The 16,975-nt window shown below is 63.9% G+C and carries 12 protein-coding genes; 9 read left to right on the top strand and 3 right to left on the bottom strand.

Annotated features, from left to right (window positions below; genetic code table 11):
• A partial coding sequence (locus EN906_RS05255) for a LysR family transcriptional regulator (RefSeq protein ID WP_127375089.1) occupies positions 1–484 on the bottom strand: 484 nt, incomplete at its 3' end.
• A 138-nt stretch (positions 485–622) separates the two neighbouring features.
• On the opposite strand from EN906_RS05255, the gene EN906_RS05250 reads away from it, so the two are divergent.
• The 9 genes from EN906_RS05250 (at position 623) to EN906_RS05210 (ending at position 14,457) form a co-directional block, all read left to right on the top strand.
• On the top strand, positions 623–1,819 hold the full coding sequence (locus tag EN906_RS05250; protein WP_127375088.1) for an acyl-CoA dehydrogenase: 1,197 nt from the start codon (positions 623–625) through the stop codon (positions 1,817–1,819).
• 112 nt (positions 1,820–1,931) lie between these two features.
• The gene (locus EN906_RS05245; protein WP_127271546.1) at positions 1,932–5,291 is read left to right on the top strand and encodes a transglutaminase family protein; all 3,360 of its coding nucleotides are present in this window, start codon (positions 1,932–1,934) and stop codon (positions 5,289–5,291) included.
• Positions 5,292–5,297: 6 nt separating this feature from the next.
• Positions 5,298–7,709: a circularly permuted type 2 ATP-grasp protein gene (locus tag EN906_RS05240; protein WP_127270503.1), complete on the top strand. Its 2,412-nt coding sequence runs from the start codon at positions 5,298–5,300 to the stop codon at positions 7,707–7,709.
• 67 nt (positions 7,710–7,776) lie between these two features.
• Complete coding sequence (locus tag EN906_RS05235; protein ID WP_127270501.1) at positions 7,777–8,661, top strand: transglutaminase family protein; 885 nt, start codon at positions 7,777–7,779, stop codon at positions 8,659–8,661.
• A gap of 143 nt (positions 8,662–8,804) precedes the next feature.
• Positions 8,805–9,743 (top strand): glycosyltransferase family A protein, encoded by a 939-nt coding sequence (locus tag EN906_RS05230; RefSeq protein ID WP_127271543.1) that lies wholly within the window; start codon positions 8,805–8,807, stop codon positions 9,741–9,743.
• A gap of 99 nt (positions 9,744–9,842) precedes the next feature.
• On the top strand, positions 9,843–10,949 hold the full coding sequence (locus tag EN906_RS05225; protein ID WP_127271541.1) for a DNA topoisomerase IB: 1,107 nt from the start codon (positions 9,843–9,845) through the stop codon (positions 10,947–10,949).
• A gap of 108 nt (positions 10,950–11,057) precedes the next feature.
• Positions 11,058–11,432 carry a YciI family protein gene (locus EN906_RS05220; protein ID WP_127270092.1) on the top strand — a complete coding sequence of 125 codons (375 nt, stop codon included), beginning with the start codon at positions 11,058–11,060 and terminating at the stop codon, positions 11,430–11,432.
• Positions 11,429–12,703 carry an RNA polymerase sigma factor gene (locus EN906_RS05215; RefSeq protein WP_127270094.1) on the top strand — a complete coding sequence of 425 codons (1,275 nt, stop codon included), beginning with the start codon at positions 11,429–11,431 and terminating at the stop codon, positions 12,701–12,703. Before EN906_RS05220 ends, EN906_RS05215 begins: the two co-directional genes overlap by 4 nt.
• Before the next feature lie 218 nt (positions 12,704–12,921).
• Positions 12,922–14,457, top strand: coding sequence for an aldehyde dehydrogenase family protein (locus EN906_RS05210; RefSeq protein ID WP_206517157.1), 1,536 nt, complete (start codon positions 12,922–12,924; stop codon positions 14,455–14,457).
• A 46-nt stretch (positions 14,458–14,503) separates the two neighbouring features.
• Here EN906_RS05210 and EN906_RS05205 read toward each other — a convergent pair whose 3' ends face one another.
• Both EN906_RS05205 and EN906_RS05200 read right to left on the bottom strand, forming a co-directional pair.
• Positions 14,504–15,370, bottom strand: coding sequence for a hypothetical protein (locus EN906_RS05205; protein ID WP_127271538.1), 867 nt, complete (start codon positions 15,368–15,370; stop codon positions 14,504–14,506).
• A 154-nt stretch (positions 15,371–15,524) separates the two neighbouring features.
• Positions 15,525–16,388 carry a hypothetical protein gene (locus EN906_RS05200; protein WP_164748799.1) on the bottom strand — a complete coding sequence of 288 codons (864 nt, stop codon included), beginning with the start codon at positions 16,386–16,388 and terminating at the stop codon, positions 15,525–15,527.
• Positions 16,389–16,975: the final 587 nt, after the last annotated feature.

Below are 16,975 nucleotides of genomic sequence, written 5' to 3'. Positions count from 1 at the left end.
GTGTCGAGTCGGCCTCAGGCCAGTCCGGCAGGCCATAGTGGATGGCGGCATCCAGCCTCTCCCTGGCAAAGTCGAAGCGGCCGACGCGAGTGACGAAATTGATGGTGATATCGGGATTGCTTTCGACGAAATCGGGGATCATCGGCATCAGCCAGCGCGTGCCGAAGGTCGGCAGAATGGCAAGGTTCAGGATGCCGCTATGCCGATTGCTCATCAATCCAAGGGCTGCGTCACGCAACTGGCCAAGTGCCGAACGCACCGCCTCGGCGTAGATTTCGCCCGATGTCGACAGCCTGACATTGCGGCTGTCGCGTTCGAACAGCCGGCGGCCGAATTGGTCTTCAAGCGATCTGATCTGCCGGCTGACTGCGCCCTGGGTCAAATCGAGCTCCTGGGCGGCAGCGGTGAAACTGCCCAGCCGGGCCACAGCCTCGAAGGCGGCAAGGGCGCTTATGTTGGGCAAAAGGCGGCGTTGGACACTCATGACCCATTCCTAGAGCTCATTGATCGGTGAATCAATTTCGTTTGATTTTTTCGAGGCGCAGGCCGATAGAACGGGCCAACATTTTGCTTCATGCATGTCATCGTTTTGAGCGACATGCATTGGTTTGGGAGAAACGCGATGGCCGCCGACAAGAACGCATTCGTCTGGGAAGATCCGTTCCTGATCGAGGGCCAGCTTTCGGAAGACGAGCGCATGGTGCGCGACGGCGCGGCCGCCTTCGCCGCCGACAGACTGGCGCCGCGGATCGAGGACGCCTACCTCAACGAAACTTTCGATGCCGCGATCTTCCGCGAAATGGGCGAGGCCGGCCTGCTCGGCATCAACATCCCCGAGGAATTCGGCGGGCTTGGCGCGAACTACGTCACCTATGGGCTGGTCGCGCGGGAAGTCGAACGTGTCGACTCGGGTTATCGCTCGATGATGTCAGTGCAGTCGTCGCTGGTGATGTACCCGATCTACGCCTATGGCTCGGACGAACAGCGCAGGAAGTACCTGCCCAAGCTTGCCAGCGGCGAGTGGATCGGCTGTTTTGGCCTGACCGAGCCGGATGCCGGCTCCGACCCGGGCGGCATGAAGACACGCGCCGAGAGGACAGCCAACGGCTACAAGCTGTCCGGTTCGAAGATGTGGATTTCCAACGCGCCGGTCGCCGACGTGTTCGTCGTCTGGGCGAAGCTGAAGGGCGAGAACGGCAAGGACGAGATCCGTGGCTTCGTGCTGGAAAAGGGCATGAAGGGGCTTTCGGCGCCGAAGATCGGCGGCAAGCTGTCGCTGAGGGCGTCGATCACCGGCGAGGTGGTGATGGAAGGCGTCGAGGTCGGCGAAGACGCGCTGCTGCCCAACGCAAAAGTCCTTGGCGGACCGTTCGGCTGCCTCAACCGGGCTCGCTTCGGCATTTCCTGGGGCTCGATGGGCGCCGCCGAGGATTGCTGGCACCGCGCCCGCCAATACGGTCTCGATCGCAAGCAGTTCGGCAAGCCGCTGGCCGGCACGCAGCTCTACCAGAAGAAGCTGGCGGATATGCAGACCGAGATCGCGCTTGGGCTGCAGGCATCCTTGCGCGTCGGGCGACTGCTGGATGAAGGCAAGATGGCGCCGGAAATGATCTCGATCGTCAAGCGCAACAATTGCGGCAAGGCGCTCGACATCGCCCGCCAGGCCCGCGACATGCATGGCGGCAACGGTATCCAGATCGGCTACCACGTCATGCGCCACGCGCAGAATCTGGAGACGGTCAACACCTATGAAGGCACGCATGACGTGCATGCGCTGATCCTGGGACGGGCGCAGACGGGGATACAGGCGTTTTTCTGAGCCGGCAACCGTTGCTTAAATTAGGTGCACCGCAACATCTCTGCTTGGAGAATGGTCGCCAGATGTGTCAGGGTTCAGCGAAATCGTTTGAAACGCTGAATTCCGGGGCTCCATGGCAATTCTGGCAGCTGTCTACCACCTGACCCACTACAAGTACGACCGGCCGGTGGTTCTCGGGCCCCAGATCATCAGGCTGCAGCCGGCGCCGCATTCCCGCACCAAGGTGCTGAGCCATTCGCTCAAGGTCGAGCCGGCCAACCACTTCGTCAATCTGCAGCAGGACCCCTACGGCAACTTCCTAGCCCGCTTCGTGTTTCCGGAGCCGGTGACGGAGTTGAAGATCGAGGTCGACCTCGTCGCCGACATGACGGTCTACAATCCGTTCGATTTCTTCGTCGAGCCGTCGGCCGAGGCGTTTCCATTCGAGTATCCGGAAGAAATCCGCGACGATCTCGCCATCTATCGCACGCCGGAACCGGCGGGACCGCTGCTGTCGGCGCTGCTGAACACCATTGATCGCAGCGCTCCCAATACCGTCAATTTCCTCGTCGACCTCAATGCTCGGCTGCAGCGCGAGATCGCCTATATCGTGCGGATGGAAACCGGCGTGTTCTCGCCGGAAGAGACCTTGGCCGCGAAAAAAGGGTCGTGCCGGGATTCGAGCTGGCTGCTGGTGCAGATCCTACGCAACCTCGGCATCGCCGCGCGCTTCGTTTCCGGCTACCTGGTCCAGCTGAAGCCCGATCTGGTAGCACTCGACGGTCCGCCGGGAACGGCGATAGACTTCACCGATCTGCATGCCTGGTGCGAGGTGTATCTTCCCGGCGCCGGCTGGATCGGCTTCGATCCGACCTCTGGCCTGCTCACCGGCGAAAGCCATGTGCCGCTGGCGGCGACGCCGCATTTCCGCAACGCGGCTCCCATTTCCGGCTTGGCAAGCTTCGCCAATGTCGAATTCGGCTTCGAGATGCGGGTCGACCGCATCGCCGAACATCCGCGCATCACCAAGCCGTTCTCGGACGAAAGCTGGCAGGCTCTCGATGCGTTGGGCAACAAGGTCGATGCCGCTCTCGCGGCCGGGGACGTGCGGCTCACCATGGGCGGCGAGCCGACCTTCGTGTCGATCGACGATTTCGAGTCGGCCGAGTGGAACACCGCCGCCGTCGGTCCCACCAAGCGCGAAAAGGCGGACGAACTGATCCGTAAACTGCGCGAGCGCTTCGCGCCCGGCGGCTTTCTCCACTACGGCCAGGGCAAATGGTATCCGGGCGAAAGCCTGCCGCGCTGGACCTTTTCGCTCTACTGGCGTGCCGACGGCCAGCCAGTGTGGAGCGATCCGTCCCTGATCGCACGCGAAAAGAGCGAGGCCGATATCGGCCCGAAGCAGGCCGAAAGCCTGCTCACCGCGATTGCCGGCGAACTCGGCATCGACAAGACCATGGTCAGCGAAGCCTATGAGGATCCGGCCGAATGGCTGCTCAAGGAAGGCAAGCTGCCCGACAATGTCGATCCGTCCAACTCCAGGCTGGAGGACCCGGAAGAACGCAGCCGCATGGCGAAAGTGTTCGAACGCGGGCTGACCAAGCCGTCCGGCTATGTGCTGCCGGTGCAGCGCTGGAATAGCCAGGCATCGGATCCGCGCTGGCGCTCGGAAAAATGGAAGACGCGGCGCGGCCGGCTGTTCCTGGTACCCGGCGACTCACCCGTCGGCTACCGCCTGCCACTCGGCACGTTGCCCTATGTGCCGCCGGAGCAATTCCCCTACATCGTGCCGGTCGATCCGTCGCTGCCACGCGGACCGCTGCCCACGCGTGAAGCCATCCTGTCCTCGGCGGCTCCGGCTGAACTGGAAGGCGCCGACGAGATGGCGCGCCGCCAGCAAGCGGCATCGTTCACCGCTGCGACCGGCCAGCAGGACCGGGTCGAACAAGAGATCACCGAGATCGGCGGCGCGGTGCGCACCGCGCTTTCGGTCGAGCCGCGCGATGGGCGGCTTTGCGTGTTCATGCCGCCGGTCGAGGCGCTGGAAGACTATCTCGAACTGGTCGCTGCGGCCGAGAACGCGGCGAAGGCGATCGGCCTTCCCGTGCATATCGAGGGCTACGGCCCGCCTCACGATCCGCGCCTCAACGTCATCCGCGTCGCGCCTGATCCCGGCGTCATCGAGGTCAACATCCATCCTGCTTCCAACTGGCAGGATTGCGTGGCGACGACGACGGCGATCTATGAGGAAGCGCGGCAGACACGGCTTGGCGCCGACAAGTTCATGATTGACGGCCGCCACACCGGCACCGGCGGCGGCAACCATGTCGTGGTCGGCGGTGCGACACCCAATGACAGCCCCTTCCTGCGAAGGCCGGACCTGCTGAAGAGCCTGGTGCTGCAATGGCAGCGCCATCCGTCGCTGTCCTATCTGTTCTCCGGCCTGTTCATCGGGCCGACCAGCCAGGCGCCACGCTTCGACGAGGCGCGTCACGACTCGCTCTACGAGCTTGAGATCGCGATGGCGCAGGTACCGCATCCGGACCGGGGCAACGCACCCTTGCCATGGCTGGTCGACCGGCTGTTCCGCAATTTGTTGACCGACGTCACCGGCAATACGCATCGTTCGGAAATCTGCATCGACAAACTGTTTTCGCCGGACGGACCGACCGGTCGGCTGGGACTGGTCGAATTCCGCGGCTTCGAGATGCCGCCCAATGCACGCATGAGCCTCGCGCAGCAACTGCTTGTCAGGGCGATCATTGCCCGTGCCTGGAAGAGCCCGCTCGATGGCCGCTTCGTGCGCTGGGGCACCTCACTGCACGATCGTTTCATGCTGCCGCATTATGTCTGGGCCGATTTCCTCGACGTGCTCGACGACCTCAAGCTCAACGGCTTCGAATTCAGGCCCGAATGGTTCGACGCCCAGCTCGAATTCCGCTTCCCCTTCTGCGGTCAGGTTCAGCATGCCGGCATCAAGCTGGAACTGCGGCAGGCGCTCGAACCCTGGCATGTCATGGGCGAGCAAGGCGCGATCGGCGGCACCGTGCGTTTCGTCGATTCCTCGGTCGAACGGCTGCAGGTCAAGACCGAAGGGTTGAATCCGGAGCGCCACGCGATCGTCTGCAACGGCCGTATCGTGCCGATGAAGGTGACGGACAACAGAGAGGTCGCGGTGGCGGGCGTCCGCTTCAAGGCCTGGCAGCCGGCATCGGGCCTGCATCCGGCGCTGCCGGTCAACACGCCGCTGGTCTTCGACATCTATGACCGCTGGTCGGGACGTGCGGTCGGCGGCTGCGTCTACCATGTCGCCCATCCCGGCGGGCGCAATTACGACACCTTTCCGGTCAATGGCAACGAGGCGGAAGCTCGGCGGCTCGCCCGCTTCGAACCGCGCGGTCATACGCCATCCGCCTATGTGATCCGTGAAGAACAACCGGCGGAAGATTTCCCGATGACCCTTGACCTTCGGCGGCCGGCAAGACTCTGATCAGCGATGGCAAAGGGGAATCACAAGAGGGGACGCGGCAAGCCGCAGACCCACAGCCTGCTGGAGCACTACCAGCCGATCGACGGCGTCGTCGACGAGATGGTCGATGCGTCAGGCAATCCTCGCCCGGCCTGGAAGCATTTTGTCGAGGCGCTCGAGGAACTTGGCGCTGAAAAGCTCGGCCAGCGCTTTGCCCGCGCCGACCAGTATCTGCGCGATGCCGGCGTCTATTACCGCGTCTATGACAAGGCCGGTGCCAATGAGCGCGAATGGCCGCTGGCGCATGTCCCGGTTCTCATCGAGGAGAGCGAGTGGGCGGCGATCAGCGCCGGCCTCGTGCAGCGCGCCGACCTGTTCGAGGAAACCATCGCCGATATCTACGGGCCGAACCGGCTGGTCGAGAAAGGCATCCTGCCGGCGGGATTGATCGCCGCCAGCCCGGAATATTTGCGGCCTGTCGTCGGCACCAGGCCGGCCGGCGGCCACTTCCTGCATTTCTGCGCCTTCGAACTCGGCCGCGGGCCTGATGGCCGATGGTGGGTGCTGGGTGATCGCACGCAGGCGCCGTCCGGCGCCGGTTTCGCACTGGAAAACCGCGTCGCCACCACGCGCGCGCTGTCCGACATCTATGGCGAGATGCATGTGCACCGCCTTGCCGGCTTTTTCCGCCGTTTTCGCGACGCGCTGATCGGCATGGCCAAGGAAACCGACGGCCGCGTCGCCATCCTGACGCCGGGGCCGCTCAACGAAACTTATTACGAGCACGCCTACATCGCCCGCTACCTCGGCATCATGCTGCTCGAAGGCGAGGATTTGACCGTCTCCGGCAGCCGGCTGATGGTGCGCACAGTTTCCGGCCTGATGCCGATCAGCGTGTTGTGGCGGCGGCTCGACGCCGCCTTCGCCGATCCGCTTGAACTGCGCGCGGATTCGCAGATCGGCACGCCGGGCCTGGTCGAGGCGATCCGCCAGGGCGCGGTTGCTACCGTCAACGCGCTGGGCTCCGGCCTGATGGAGACGCGCGCGCTGCTTGCCTTCCTGCCCAAGATTTCACGGGCCTTGCGGGGCGAGGAATTGCTGCTGCCAAGCGTCGCGACATGGTGGTGCGGGCAAGCAACCGAACGCGCGCATGTGCTGGCCAACATCGATCGCATGGTGATCGGGCCGGCGCTGTCGACGAGGCTTGCCTTCGAGGACGACGATTCAACGAAGCTAGGCTCGGCTCTGTCGGCCGGGGAGCGGGCGGAACTGGTGGCGCGCATTGAACGTGATGGCGGCGATTTCGTCGGCCAGGAAGCGGTGACGCTTTCGACGACGCCCGTCTATGTCGGCGGCTGGCTGGAGCCGCGGCCAGCCAGCCTGCGCGTCTACCTGGCGCGAACGCCGGAGGGCTGGACGGTGATGCCGGGCGGTTTTGCCCGAATCGGCCTGTCGCTCGACCCGACGGCGATCGCCATGCAGCGTGGCGGCCAGGCGGCGGATGTCTGGGTTGTCAGCGACAAACCGGTGGAGCGCGAGACGCTGCTGCCGCAAGAAGGCGACAGTTTCAGCCGCACCAGGCCCGGCAGCCTGCCCAGTCGCGCGGCGGAGAACCTGACCTGGCTCGGCCGCTATATCGAGCGCTCGGAAGACACGGTGCGCATCCTGCGCGCCTACCATGTGCGGCTCGCCGAAACCTCCGACCCGGATATGCCGCTGCTCGCCGACATCAGGGATTATCTCGAACCTTTCGGCATCGATGTGGAGACGGCGATCCCGTCAGGGCTGATCGGCACGCTGGATAGTGCGGTCTACAGCGCCGGGCAGATCCGCGACCGCTTCTCGCCCGATGGCTGGCTGGCGCTGAAGGACCTGTCGAAAACCATCCATCAGTTCGCAACGACGGTCGCGCCCGGCGACGACGCGACCCGGGCGATGACGGTCATCCTGCGCAAGCTCGCCGGCTTTTCCGGCCTGCTGCACGAGAACATGTACCGCTTCGCCGGTTGGCGCTTCCTCGAGATCGGCCGCCGGCTGGAGCGCGGTATCCAGATCTCCCGCACGCTGTCGCGGCTGACCAGCGCCAAGGCGCCGGACGGCGCGCTGGACATGATGCTGGAAATCGGCGACAGCGTGATGACCCATCGCCGCCAATATCCGGTGCAGGCCGGTCGGCGCACGGTGATCGACCTGCTGGCGCTCGATCCGCTCAATCCGCGCTCCATCCTGTTCCAGCTCGAAAGGCTGAAGGCCGAAATCGGCCTGTTGCCGTCGCTCGGCGGGGAGGGACAAATGTCGCCGGCGGCGAAGGAAATCCTGCAGCTCAACACCCAGATCGCCATCAAGGAGCCTTCGGATATGACGGCAAAGGCGCTGGACGACCTCGCCTATGAAATCGGCGGCCTCTACAACAGCCTCGCCAAAGCCTATTTCGGCTAAGCAGGTTCCGCAAAAGTGTCGCACGGGTTTTGCGACAAGAACCTGCGCAAAGGCAGAAAAATAGAACATGCTCTACGACATCAGGCTTCATCTGCATTACGATTACGCTGCGGCGGCCGGCGGCGGTCGTCATCAGGTGCGCGTACTGCCGTCGACGATATCAGGCGTGCAGCGTGTCATCGCCGCATCCCTGTCCTTTGCGCCGGCACCCAACGAACGTTCCGACTTTTCCGATTTCTTCGGCAACAACGTCACCTCGATCGCCTTTCGCGACGCGCATGACGCGCTCGACATCAGGATGAGCGCCCGCGTGTCGGTGTCTCGGCCCGAGCCCGGGCTCGACGTGTCGCCCGATATCGCCCGGCTGAGGCAAGAACTCGCCGCGATGCGGTCTCTGGCACCTGATGCACCGCACCACTTCCTGACGGCCAGCACCCATGCCGGCATCGACGATGCGATCACCGCTTACGCACGCGACAGCATCGCCGGCTCCGCCGCCGGCACGGCCGTGAGCCTGTGCAATCGCATCCATCGCGATTTCACCTATGACGGCGAAGCGACAACGGTGCGGACCCGGGCCAGTGATGCCTTCAAGTTGAAGCGCGGCGTTTGCCAGGACTTTTCACACATCATGATCGCCGGCCTGCGCGGGCTCGGTATTCCGGCCGGCTATGTCAGCGGCTTCTTGCGCACCATCCCGCCGAAGGGCAAGCCCCGGCTGGAAGGCGCCGATGCCATGCATGCCTGGGTCAAGGTCTGGTGCGGGCGCGATGCGGGCTGGCAGGAATTCGATCCGACCAACGGCATGCGGGCCAGCAACGACCATATCACCGTCGGCCACGGCCGCGACTATTCGGACGTGGCGCCGATCGTCGGCGTGCTCAAGACCACGGGGGGACAGGTTGGCGAGCAAGCTGTCGACGTCATTCCGGTCGTGCTCGAAAGAGCCTGAAGCAGGTCGTACACGCAGCGGTATTTGCGCCGCAATTCGGGATGGACAAGACTGCTTCTCAAATACCGATGCGGCCGCTAGTCTGTATTCGTTTCGGGGTGACGGTAGTTGTATCCTCAAGCGCATGGCGCGAGGTTTTGTAATTGAGAGCAATCAGCGTCGTCATTCCTGCCTGTAACGCGGCGGCGACCATTGCTGCAACGCTGGCATCGCTACGCAGCGAGGCCGAGATCATCGGCGAGATATTGCTGGTCGACGATGCGTCGACCGATGGCACGGCAACCATCGCGCGGGAGGCCGCGGCACAACTCTCGTTGCCGCTGCGCGTGCTGTCGGCCAAATGCCGCGATGCAGGCGGTGCCCGCAATGTGGCGCTGGCCGAAGCGGTCTATTCCTGGGTCTACCTGATCGATGCCGACGACCTGCATCTGCGGGGCGGGTTGCGCGCACTGCTCCGCAAGGCTCAGGAGCGGCCGGAGGCCGACATGATCGTGGGTGCCTACCGGCGACGGGTGAACGGCCAGGACCGGCAGATCAAGATGCCGAACGGCTATCAGGCTGCGTGCCTGGCAAATGCCTCGGCCTATGTGAAAGGCGATATACGTTCGGTCGCCGTGGGCAGCGTTCTGGCATCGCGGACCCTGATCGGCGAGACGCGGTTCCCCATCGGAATGGCCTATGACGAGGACACGCTGTTCTGGGCACGGCTGATGAGCAAGGCATCGCTCGCCATGGTCTCGCAACCTGTCATGGTCTATGAGGTTTCGCCGGTACGTTCCGATGACCGCTTTGCCCTCAACCCGGTGCGGCGCTTTCTGGACTGGCGCCGGGAACTGCGCACACTCACCGACTGCAACATCCCGTTGTCGGCGCTCAAGGCCAGGGAAGGGCTTGTCGCCCTCAAGATCGCCCGGGTCCACTATGCGCGCGGCGACCTGGGCACCGCGGCGCGCTTCCTGGCGGTAGCCGCGGCCGCGCCGAAGCGGCGCTCAGAAGCTTGGCGCTGCCTGCGCTACAGGTTCAAGCTCGCGGCGCGGCGGCGTTTGTCCGCGCCGCCGATCAAGCTGCAAGGCGCTCTGTAGGCGCCAGCCACCGCGATATCGGCGCGAGGCGCTTTTCGGACGGCGGGTGGAACCAGCGGTCGGCCAGTGGCTTATCTACGGAATTCGCGTGGAGCCGACATGTTGCAAAAATCCGGATTGTCGCCCAGCCGACCGGCTGGCGAGGACGCTGTATCGCCAGATGGTGCGCCCAAAAACGGGGCACAAAGCTCGGCCGACCATGCGTCGCTTAGCTATGTCAGCGATGCCGAGCCCGGTATCCGACGGCTAAAGACGGGCAAGGGGTTTTCCTACCAGGGGCCGGACGGAGGGACAGTTTCGGACACTACCAGGGCCCGCATCGAGGCGATCGTCATTCCGCCGGCCTGGACGGATGTGTGGATTTCGCCGGACGCGGACGGCCATATCCAGGCAACCGGCAGGGACCAGCGCGGACGCAAGCAATATCGCTATCATCCGCAATGGGCCGAAGAGCGCGATGGTGCCAAATATTCGAGCCTGGTTGCTTTCGCCGAGAGCCTGCCGGACCTGCGGCACAGGATCGACAGCGATCTGCGCCGTCGTGGCCTGCCGTTCGAGCGTGTCGTCGCCGCGGTCGTCTGGCTGCTCGATAACACGATGATCCGGGTCGGCAATGCCGCCTACGCCCGCGACAACAAGAGTTTCGGGCTGACCACGTTGCGCGACCGGCATGTGGATATTGTCGGTTCAAGCCTGCGCTTTGCCTTCAAGGGCAAGTCGGGCAAGGAGTGGAAGCTGAAGCTGGTCGACCGCCGCATCGCCAGGATTGTGCGCGGCGCACAGGACCTGCCAGGCCAGAAGCTGTTCCAGTATCTCGATGAGGACGGCAACAGGCGGCCGGTCCGCTCCGAGGACGTCAACCGCTATATCCGTGAGGCGGTCGGTGACGCCTTCAGTTCGAAGCATTTCCGCACCTGGGGCGGCACCATTCACGCCGCGTCGCTGTTTGCCCAAACGGAACTGCCGCAAAGCCAGGCACAGCGAAACAGGGCGATGAACAGCGTCATCGACAAGGTTGCCGAGCGGCTGGGCAATACGCGCGCCGTCTGCCGCAAATGCTATATCCATCCGCGGGTCTTCGAAGCGTGGTCCGAGGGGCGGTTGCTGAATGAAATGGCACAAGCCAACAAACGCAAACGCTCCATCGATGGTCTCGATGACGAGGAAGCTCTCGTGCTGCGATGGCTGAAACTGGGAGAAAGCTGACCGGCGCGGCTGGCCGTGGCCAAATCCGTCTACATCTGGATTTTTTTATCGACGTCGTGTCGGGATCGGTCTTACTGTTTCGTCCTTTGACAGAGAAAAGGACCCGCCATGCTCTACGCAATCCTCTGCTATGCCTCCGAAGATGTCGTCTGCTCCTGGAGCAAGGCACAGGACGACGAGGTCATGGCCAATCTCCTCGACGTTCAGGACAAGTACGCCAAGGCTGGTCGGCTCGGCCCGGTGGCACGGCTTCTGCCGACGACCGCCGCGACGACCCTGAGAAAGGTCAAGGGCGAATCGGTCGTCATCGACGGGCCGTTCGCCGAGACCAAGGAACAGTTCCTCGGCTTCTACACGCTCGAATGCGCCGATCTCGACGAGGCGGTGGAGTTCGCCCGCGAGCTTTCCGAAGTCAACCCGAGCGGCGGCTCCTATGAGATCCGGCCGGTCTCGATCTTCAATCCCGCCAAGGTTTCCGCATGACCGAAATGGCCTGGATCAGCTCCGCGATCAGCGCCGCCCGCCCGCAGGCGATGGGTGCGCTGCTGCGTTATTTCCGCGATCTCGATACGGCGGAGGAAGCTTTCCAGGACGCGTGCCTCAGGGCGCTGAAGAACTGGCCGCAGAACGGGCCGCCGCGCGACCCGGCGGCGTGGCTGATCTTCGTCGGCCGCAACAGCGGCATCGATGCGGTGCGCAAGCGCGCCAAGCAGGCGCCGATGCCGGAGGAAGACCAGGTTTCGGATCTGGAGGACGCCGAGAGCGATATCGCCGAGCGGCTGGACGGGGCGCACTACCGCGACGACATATTGCGGCTGCTGTTCATCTGCTGCCATCCTGATCTGCCGGCAACGCAGCAGATCGCGGTGGCGCTGCGCATCGTCTCCGGTCTTACGGTCAAGCAGATCGCGCGCGCCTTCCTGGTTGGCGAAAGCGCCATGGAGCAGCGCATCACTCGCGCCAAGGCGCGCATTGCGGACGCCGGCGTGCCGTTCGAGACGCCGGGCGCGGTCGAGCGGTCGGAACGCCTCGCCGCCGTCGCCGCCATGGTCTACTTGGTCTTCAACGAGGGCTATTCGACCAACAGCGGCGAGGCGCCGGCCCGCGCACCGCTGTGCGAGGAGGCGATCCGGCTGGCACGGCTCCTGCTGCGGTTGTTCCAGACCGAGCCGGAGATCATGGGGCTGACGGCGCTGTTGCTTCTGCAGCATGCGCGCGCACCGGCCCGTTTCGACGAGAGCGGCGAGATCGTGCTGCTCGAAGACCAGGATCGCAGCCTGTGGAGCCGCAAGATGATCGATGAGGGGCTGGCGCTGGTCGACAAGGCGCTACGCCATCGCAAGCCCGGCCCCTACCAGGTGCAAGCGGCGATTGCCGCACTGCACGCGCGGGCCGAAAAGGCGGAGGATACCGACTGGAACGAGATCGACCTGCTCTATCGCTTGCTGGAGCAGATGCAGCCGTCGCCGGTGGTCACGCTCAACCGGGCTGTCGCGGTCTCGAAGGTGCGTGGACCGGCAGAGGCGCTGGCCATGATCGAGCCGCTGGAAGAACGGCTTTCCGGCTATTTCCATTTTTTCGGCCTCAAGGGGGGCCTCTTGATGCAACTCGACCGGGGGGACGAGGCGCGCGTCGCCTTCGACCGCGCCATAGCGCTTGCTAACACGGCGGCGGAAGCGGCACATATCCGCATGCATATCGACCGGCTGATCAGGGACGGTGCGGTACGCCCACCGGCCAAGAAGGCAAACTGAGCGCCATCTGCCCCATCTGGCTCAATCGTGCAGTTTGGGCTTAGACCATGCCGGGGTGGTGATTTTCCCTTGAAACGAGTAATGCCACGCGATGATCGTGCCTGAGGTGCCTTTGTGCACGCGGGCAGCATGACGCCAGGCTTTGACCGGCATGCCTTTTGTGCATGTCGTTGTCCCAAAACCGCGGGGCACTTTTGGGCGACATGCATTATGAGCGACTGGATCTGAAAGGGACAAGAATGACGATAGGCAAGGAAACGACCGAACTGCTGGCGAAACTGGGTGTGGCCAAGGAGACGCTTGTCGGCGGCGACCTGATCGTGCGCAGCCCGGTGACGGGCGAGCAGATCGCGGCGCTGAGGACGATCTCGCCGGCCGAAGCGGCTAAGATCATTGATGCCGCGCACAAGGCCTTCCAAGCCTGGCGCATGGTGCCAGGCCCGCGGCGTGGCGAACTGGTGCGGCTGCTGGGCGAGGAGCTGCGTACGCACAAGGCCGAGCTTGGCCGGCTGGTCTCGATCGAGGTCGGCAAGATCCCGTCCGAGGGCCTCGGCGAAGTGCAGGAGATGATCGACATCTGCGATTTCGCCGTAGGCCTCTCCCGGCAATTGTACGGCCTGACCATCGCCACCGAGCGCCCGGGCCATCGGATGATGGAAACCTGGCATCCGCTCGGCGTCGTCGGCGTCATTTCCGCCTTCAACTTCCCGGTGGCTGTGTGGTCGTGGAATGCCGCCCTGGCACTGGTCTGCGGCGACGCAGTGGTGTGGAAGCCGTCGGAAAAGACGCCGCTGACCGCACTTGCCTGCGAGGCTATCTTCAAGCGTGCGGTCGAGCGCTTCGGCGCGGACGCACCTGATGGCCTGGCGCCGGTGCTGATCGGCGACCGCGCCGTCGGCGAGATCCTGGTCGATCACCCCAAAGTGCCGCTGGTTTCGGCAACCGGCTCGACCCGCATGGGCCGCGACGTCGGCCCGCGGCTGGCCAAGCGCTTTGCGCGCGCGGTGCTGGAACTCGGCGGCAACAATGCCGGCATCGTCTGCCCGACCGCCGATCTCGACATGGCGCTGCGTGCGATTGCGTTTGGAGCGATGGGCACGGCCGGCCAGCGCTGCACGACGCTGCGGCGCCTGTTCGTGCATGACAGCGTCTACGACGCCTTGGTTCCGCGCCTCAAGAAGGCCTACGAGAGTGTGTCTGTCGGCAATCCGCTGGAGACGTCCTCGCTGGTCGGGCCGCTGATCGACAAGGCGGCCTTCGACGCCATGCAGAAGGCGCTGAAGGAAGCCGCTGCCCATGGCGGCAAGGTGACCGGCGGCACGCGGGTCGAGAACGGCCATCCGGATGCGTACTACGTGCACCCGGCGCTGGTCGAAATGCCAAGCCAGGTGTCACCGGTGACGGAAGAGACCTTCGCGCCGATCCTCTACGTGATGAAATATTCGGACTTCGACGCGGTGCTCGACGAGCACAATGCCGTGGGGGCAGGCCTGTCCTCGTCGATCTTCACCCGAGACCTGCAGGAATCCGAGCGTTTCCTGGGTGTCGACGGATCGGATTGCGGCATTGCCAATGTCAACATCGGTACCTCGGGCGCCGAGATCGGCGGTGCCTTTGGCGGCGAAAAGGAAACCGGGGGCGGCCGCGAGAGCGGCTCCGACGCATGGAAGGCCTATATGCGGCGCGCCACCAACACGGTGAACTATTCCAAGGCGCTGCCGCTCGCCCAGGGCGTGTCATTCGATATCGACTGAAAGGCTCGCCGGCTTGGGCATCCCCGCACCGGGGATGCCGCACCGGTCAGCTGCCTGCCGGCGAGTCGAAGGCCTTGACGAACGCGGCATCGATGATAGCCAGCTTGACGGCCTGGGCGGTCATGTATTCCCGGTAGAAATCGCCCGACACCCACATCACCGAATTGCCGCGCTGGCCAAGCCAGCCAACGCTGCCGAGGTCTTCAGCATCCCGCAGTTTGCGTGCCAGGTGGGTTCGCGACAGCTTGAGCCATTTGGCGAAATCGCCGATCGAGACGACGCCGGTCGGTATTTCAGCGAGGCCGGCATGGTCGGGATCGACGCCCGATATCAGCCAGTCCATGACGACGCCGCCATTGTTGAGCCAGGTGAACAGCGAAAAGGTCTGCCTGGGCTCGCGCACGGGGCTGGAGGAGATCAGGCCGTCGGCCACCAGCGGCTGCACCCTGGCGAGAGCATCGGGCCGCTCCAGAAACGTCGCCAGACGGTTCGCACCGTTGAGACTGTCCAGCGTGTGCAGGTGCGCCATCATCCAGCCGGCAACCGTCTCCAGCGTGTTCACCGTTGGCTGAATGGGGCGGATGCGGCCGTCCTGTGTTGCCGGCAGGTGCTCGATGAAATTGTAATGCAGCATCTCCTTGAGGAAGGCGTCGGCGGTGTTGCGGCTGGCGACGGAATTCTCCCGGATGACGTCGATGAAACGCGCCGCCGTCAACTGCTTGCGGTAATCATCGGGCTCCCGTCTGAAATGCAGGGCAAGGCCGATATGCGCCATCAACCAGCGCTGCTGGGTGGCAAATATCGAGGCGAGCCTCGGGTTCATCCCATAGGCCTGGATCATCGCCTGCGCCTGGGCACGGACACAGCGATGCAATGCCGGGTGACCGGCAATATGGTCAAAGGTCTGCGTCATTCCCCCCATGCTCCGATCCAGCCTTACGGCCACGAAGACGCAGATCACATTCTCAGCCTTCACGGCCCGTGTCCAGACGCGCCCTGTCTATAACAGGTTATGATCGCCAGGAGACAATGTTCTCGGTCCGGGCAGATGTCGATCGCGCCGACCCTCAGCGGTCTTCCGGGACTGGAAAACAGGCGGCGAATGCCGCATCGACAATGGCCAGCTTGGCGGCCTGGACGGTCATGTACTCCTGGTAGAAGGTGTTCGACACCCACATCACCGAATGGCCGCGCTGGCCGAGCCAGCCGATGCTGCCGAGTTCCTCGGCAGCGCGCAGCTTGCGGGCGAGGTGGGTCCGCGACAGCTTGAGCCATCTGGCGAAATCTCCGATCGAAACCACGCTGGTCGGAATCCGGTCCAGGCCGGCATGATCGGGGTCGATGCCCGACATCAGCCAGTCCATGACAATGCCGCCATTGTTGAGCCAGATGAACAGCGAAAAGGTCTGGTTGGGCTCACGCACCGGCTTGGAGGCAAGCAGGCCGTCCGCGACCAGAGGCTGCAGCCTGGCAACCATGTCGGGCCGCTCAAGGAACCTGGCCAGCCGGTCGGCACCATCGAGATGATCCAGCGTCTGCAGATGAGCAAGGACCCAGCCGGTGAAAGTCTGCACGGTTGCCGCCGTTGGCTGCAAGGGGTGCGTGCGCCCGTCGCCACCCGAAACATACTCGGCGACATGATAGTGCAGCATCTCCTTGATGAAAGCGTCCGCCGTGTTGCGGCTGGCCACCGCGTGCTGGTGTACGAACTCGATGAAACGCGATACCGTCAGCTCCTTGCGGCGGTCGTGCGGATCGCGCCTGAAATGCATGGCAAGGCCGACATGACCCATCAGCCAACGCTGCTGCGTGGCGAAAATGGAAGCCAGTCGCGGGCTCGTTTCATAGATGTCGATCAGCGCCAACGACTGTGCCTGGACACAGCGATGCAGGGCCGGATGGCCGGCAATGTCTTCCAGATTCAGCGCCATCCTCCTCATGTTCCGAGTTAACTCCAACAGCGGAGTCGCGTCCACATTTTCCAGCCTTCGACAGCTGTGTCCAGAGGCACCGAATGCGAAGAGCAAGCCCAACCCGAACATGGGGCAGGCCACGACCGGTTCATGGTGGGGTCCGCTAACCGGTTGCTACGCTTTGGAAAACCCCTCCCAATAATAGTCAGCCGGACGGCCGCCCGTTGAATTGACGTTCACCAGAGCGCGGCATAGTTTCCGCGACATCCGAGCGGCGGGGGCACGCCTTCCCGGAAATGAGTTCGAAAGCAGAAGCCAATTAACGAGCGATGAAATCTCGCGCGGTGGCGAAGCTTTGCCGAACTCTACCTCGAAGGACGAGTGATTGAGTGAAGTATACAAGCAAGATCGCGGTTGGCAGGGATAACGACTGTCACCCAGTTTTCGGTGAGCTGGCAGCCCGTGGGGGATGGTTGATCCTGCTTGTTGCCTCGGCGTGCCTGTGGCTTCAAGCCGGCGCATTCGCGCAGACAGCCAGCCAGATCACGCCGCCCAGCTTTCGGCCGCCGCCGGCAGCCAACACGGCAGGTGTTTCCATTCCCGAA

It is taken from the genome of Mesorhizobium sp. M7A.F.Ca.CA.004.06.1.1 (assembly GCF_003999135.1).
Taxonomy (GTDB): Bacteria; Pseudomonadota; Alphaproteobacteria; order Rhizobiales; family Rhizobiaceae; genus Mesorhizobium.
The sequence above is the reverse complement of the archived record's forward strand: the minus strand, read 5'-3'. Positions and strand labels throughout refer to the sequence as shown.

What these genes read in the sequence shown, in the direction of transcription:
- EN906_RS05220 (WP_127270092.1), top strand. Translation starts at nt 11,058, where the DNA reads ATGCTCTACGCAATCCTCTGCTATGCCTCCGAAGATGTCGTCTGCTCC.
- EN906_RS05250 (WP_127375088.1), top strand. Translation starts at nt 623, where the DNA reads ATGGCCGCCGACAAGAACGCATTCGTCTGGGAAGATCCGTTCCTGATC.
- EN906_RS05245 (WP_127271546.1), top strand. Translation starts at nt 1,932, where the DNA reads ATGGCAATTCTGGCAGCTGTCTACCACCTGACCCACTACAAGTACGAC.
- EN906_RS05205 (WP_127271538.1), bottom strand. Translation starts at nt 15,370, where the DNA reads ATGACGCAGACCTTTGACCATATTGCCGGTCACCCGGCATTGCATCGC.
- EN906_RS05235 (WP_127270501.1), top strand. Translation starts at nt 7,777, where the DNA reads ATGCTCTACGACATCAGGCTTCATCTGCATTACGATTACGCTGCGGCG.
- EN906_RS05225 (WP_127271541.1), top strand. Translation starts at nt 9,843, where the DNA reads ATGTTGCAAAAATCCGGATTGTCGCCCAGCCGACCGGCTGGCGAGGAC.
- EN906_RS05240 (WP_127270503.1), top strand. Translation starts at nt 5,298, where the DNA reads ATGGCAAAGGGGAATCACAAGAGGGGACGCGGCAAGCCGCAGACCCAC.
- EN906_RS05200 (WP_164748799.1), bottom strand. Translation starts at nt 16,388, where the DNA reads ATGGCGCTGAATCTGGAAGACATTGCCGGCCATCCGGCCCTGCATCGC.
- EN906_RS05215 (WP_127270094.1), top strand. Translation starts at nt 11,429, where the DNA reads ATGACCGAAATGGCCTGGATCAGCTCCGCGATCAGCGCCGCCCGCCCG.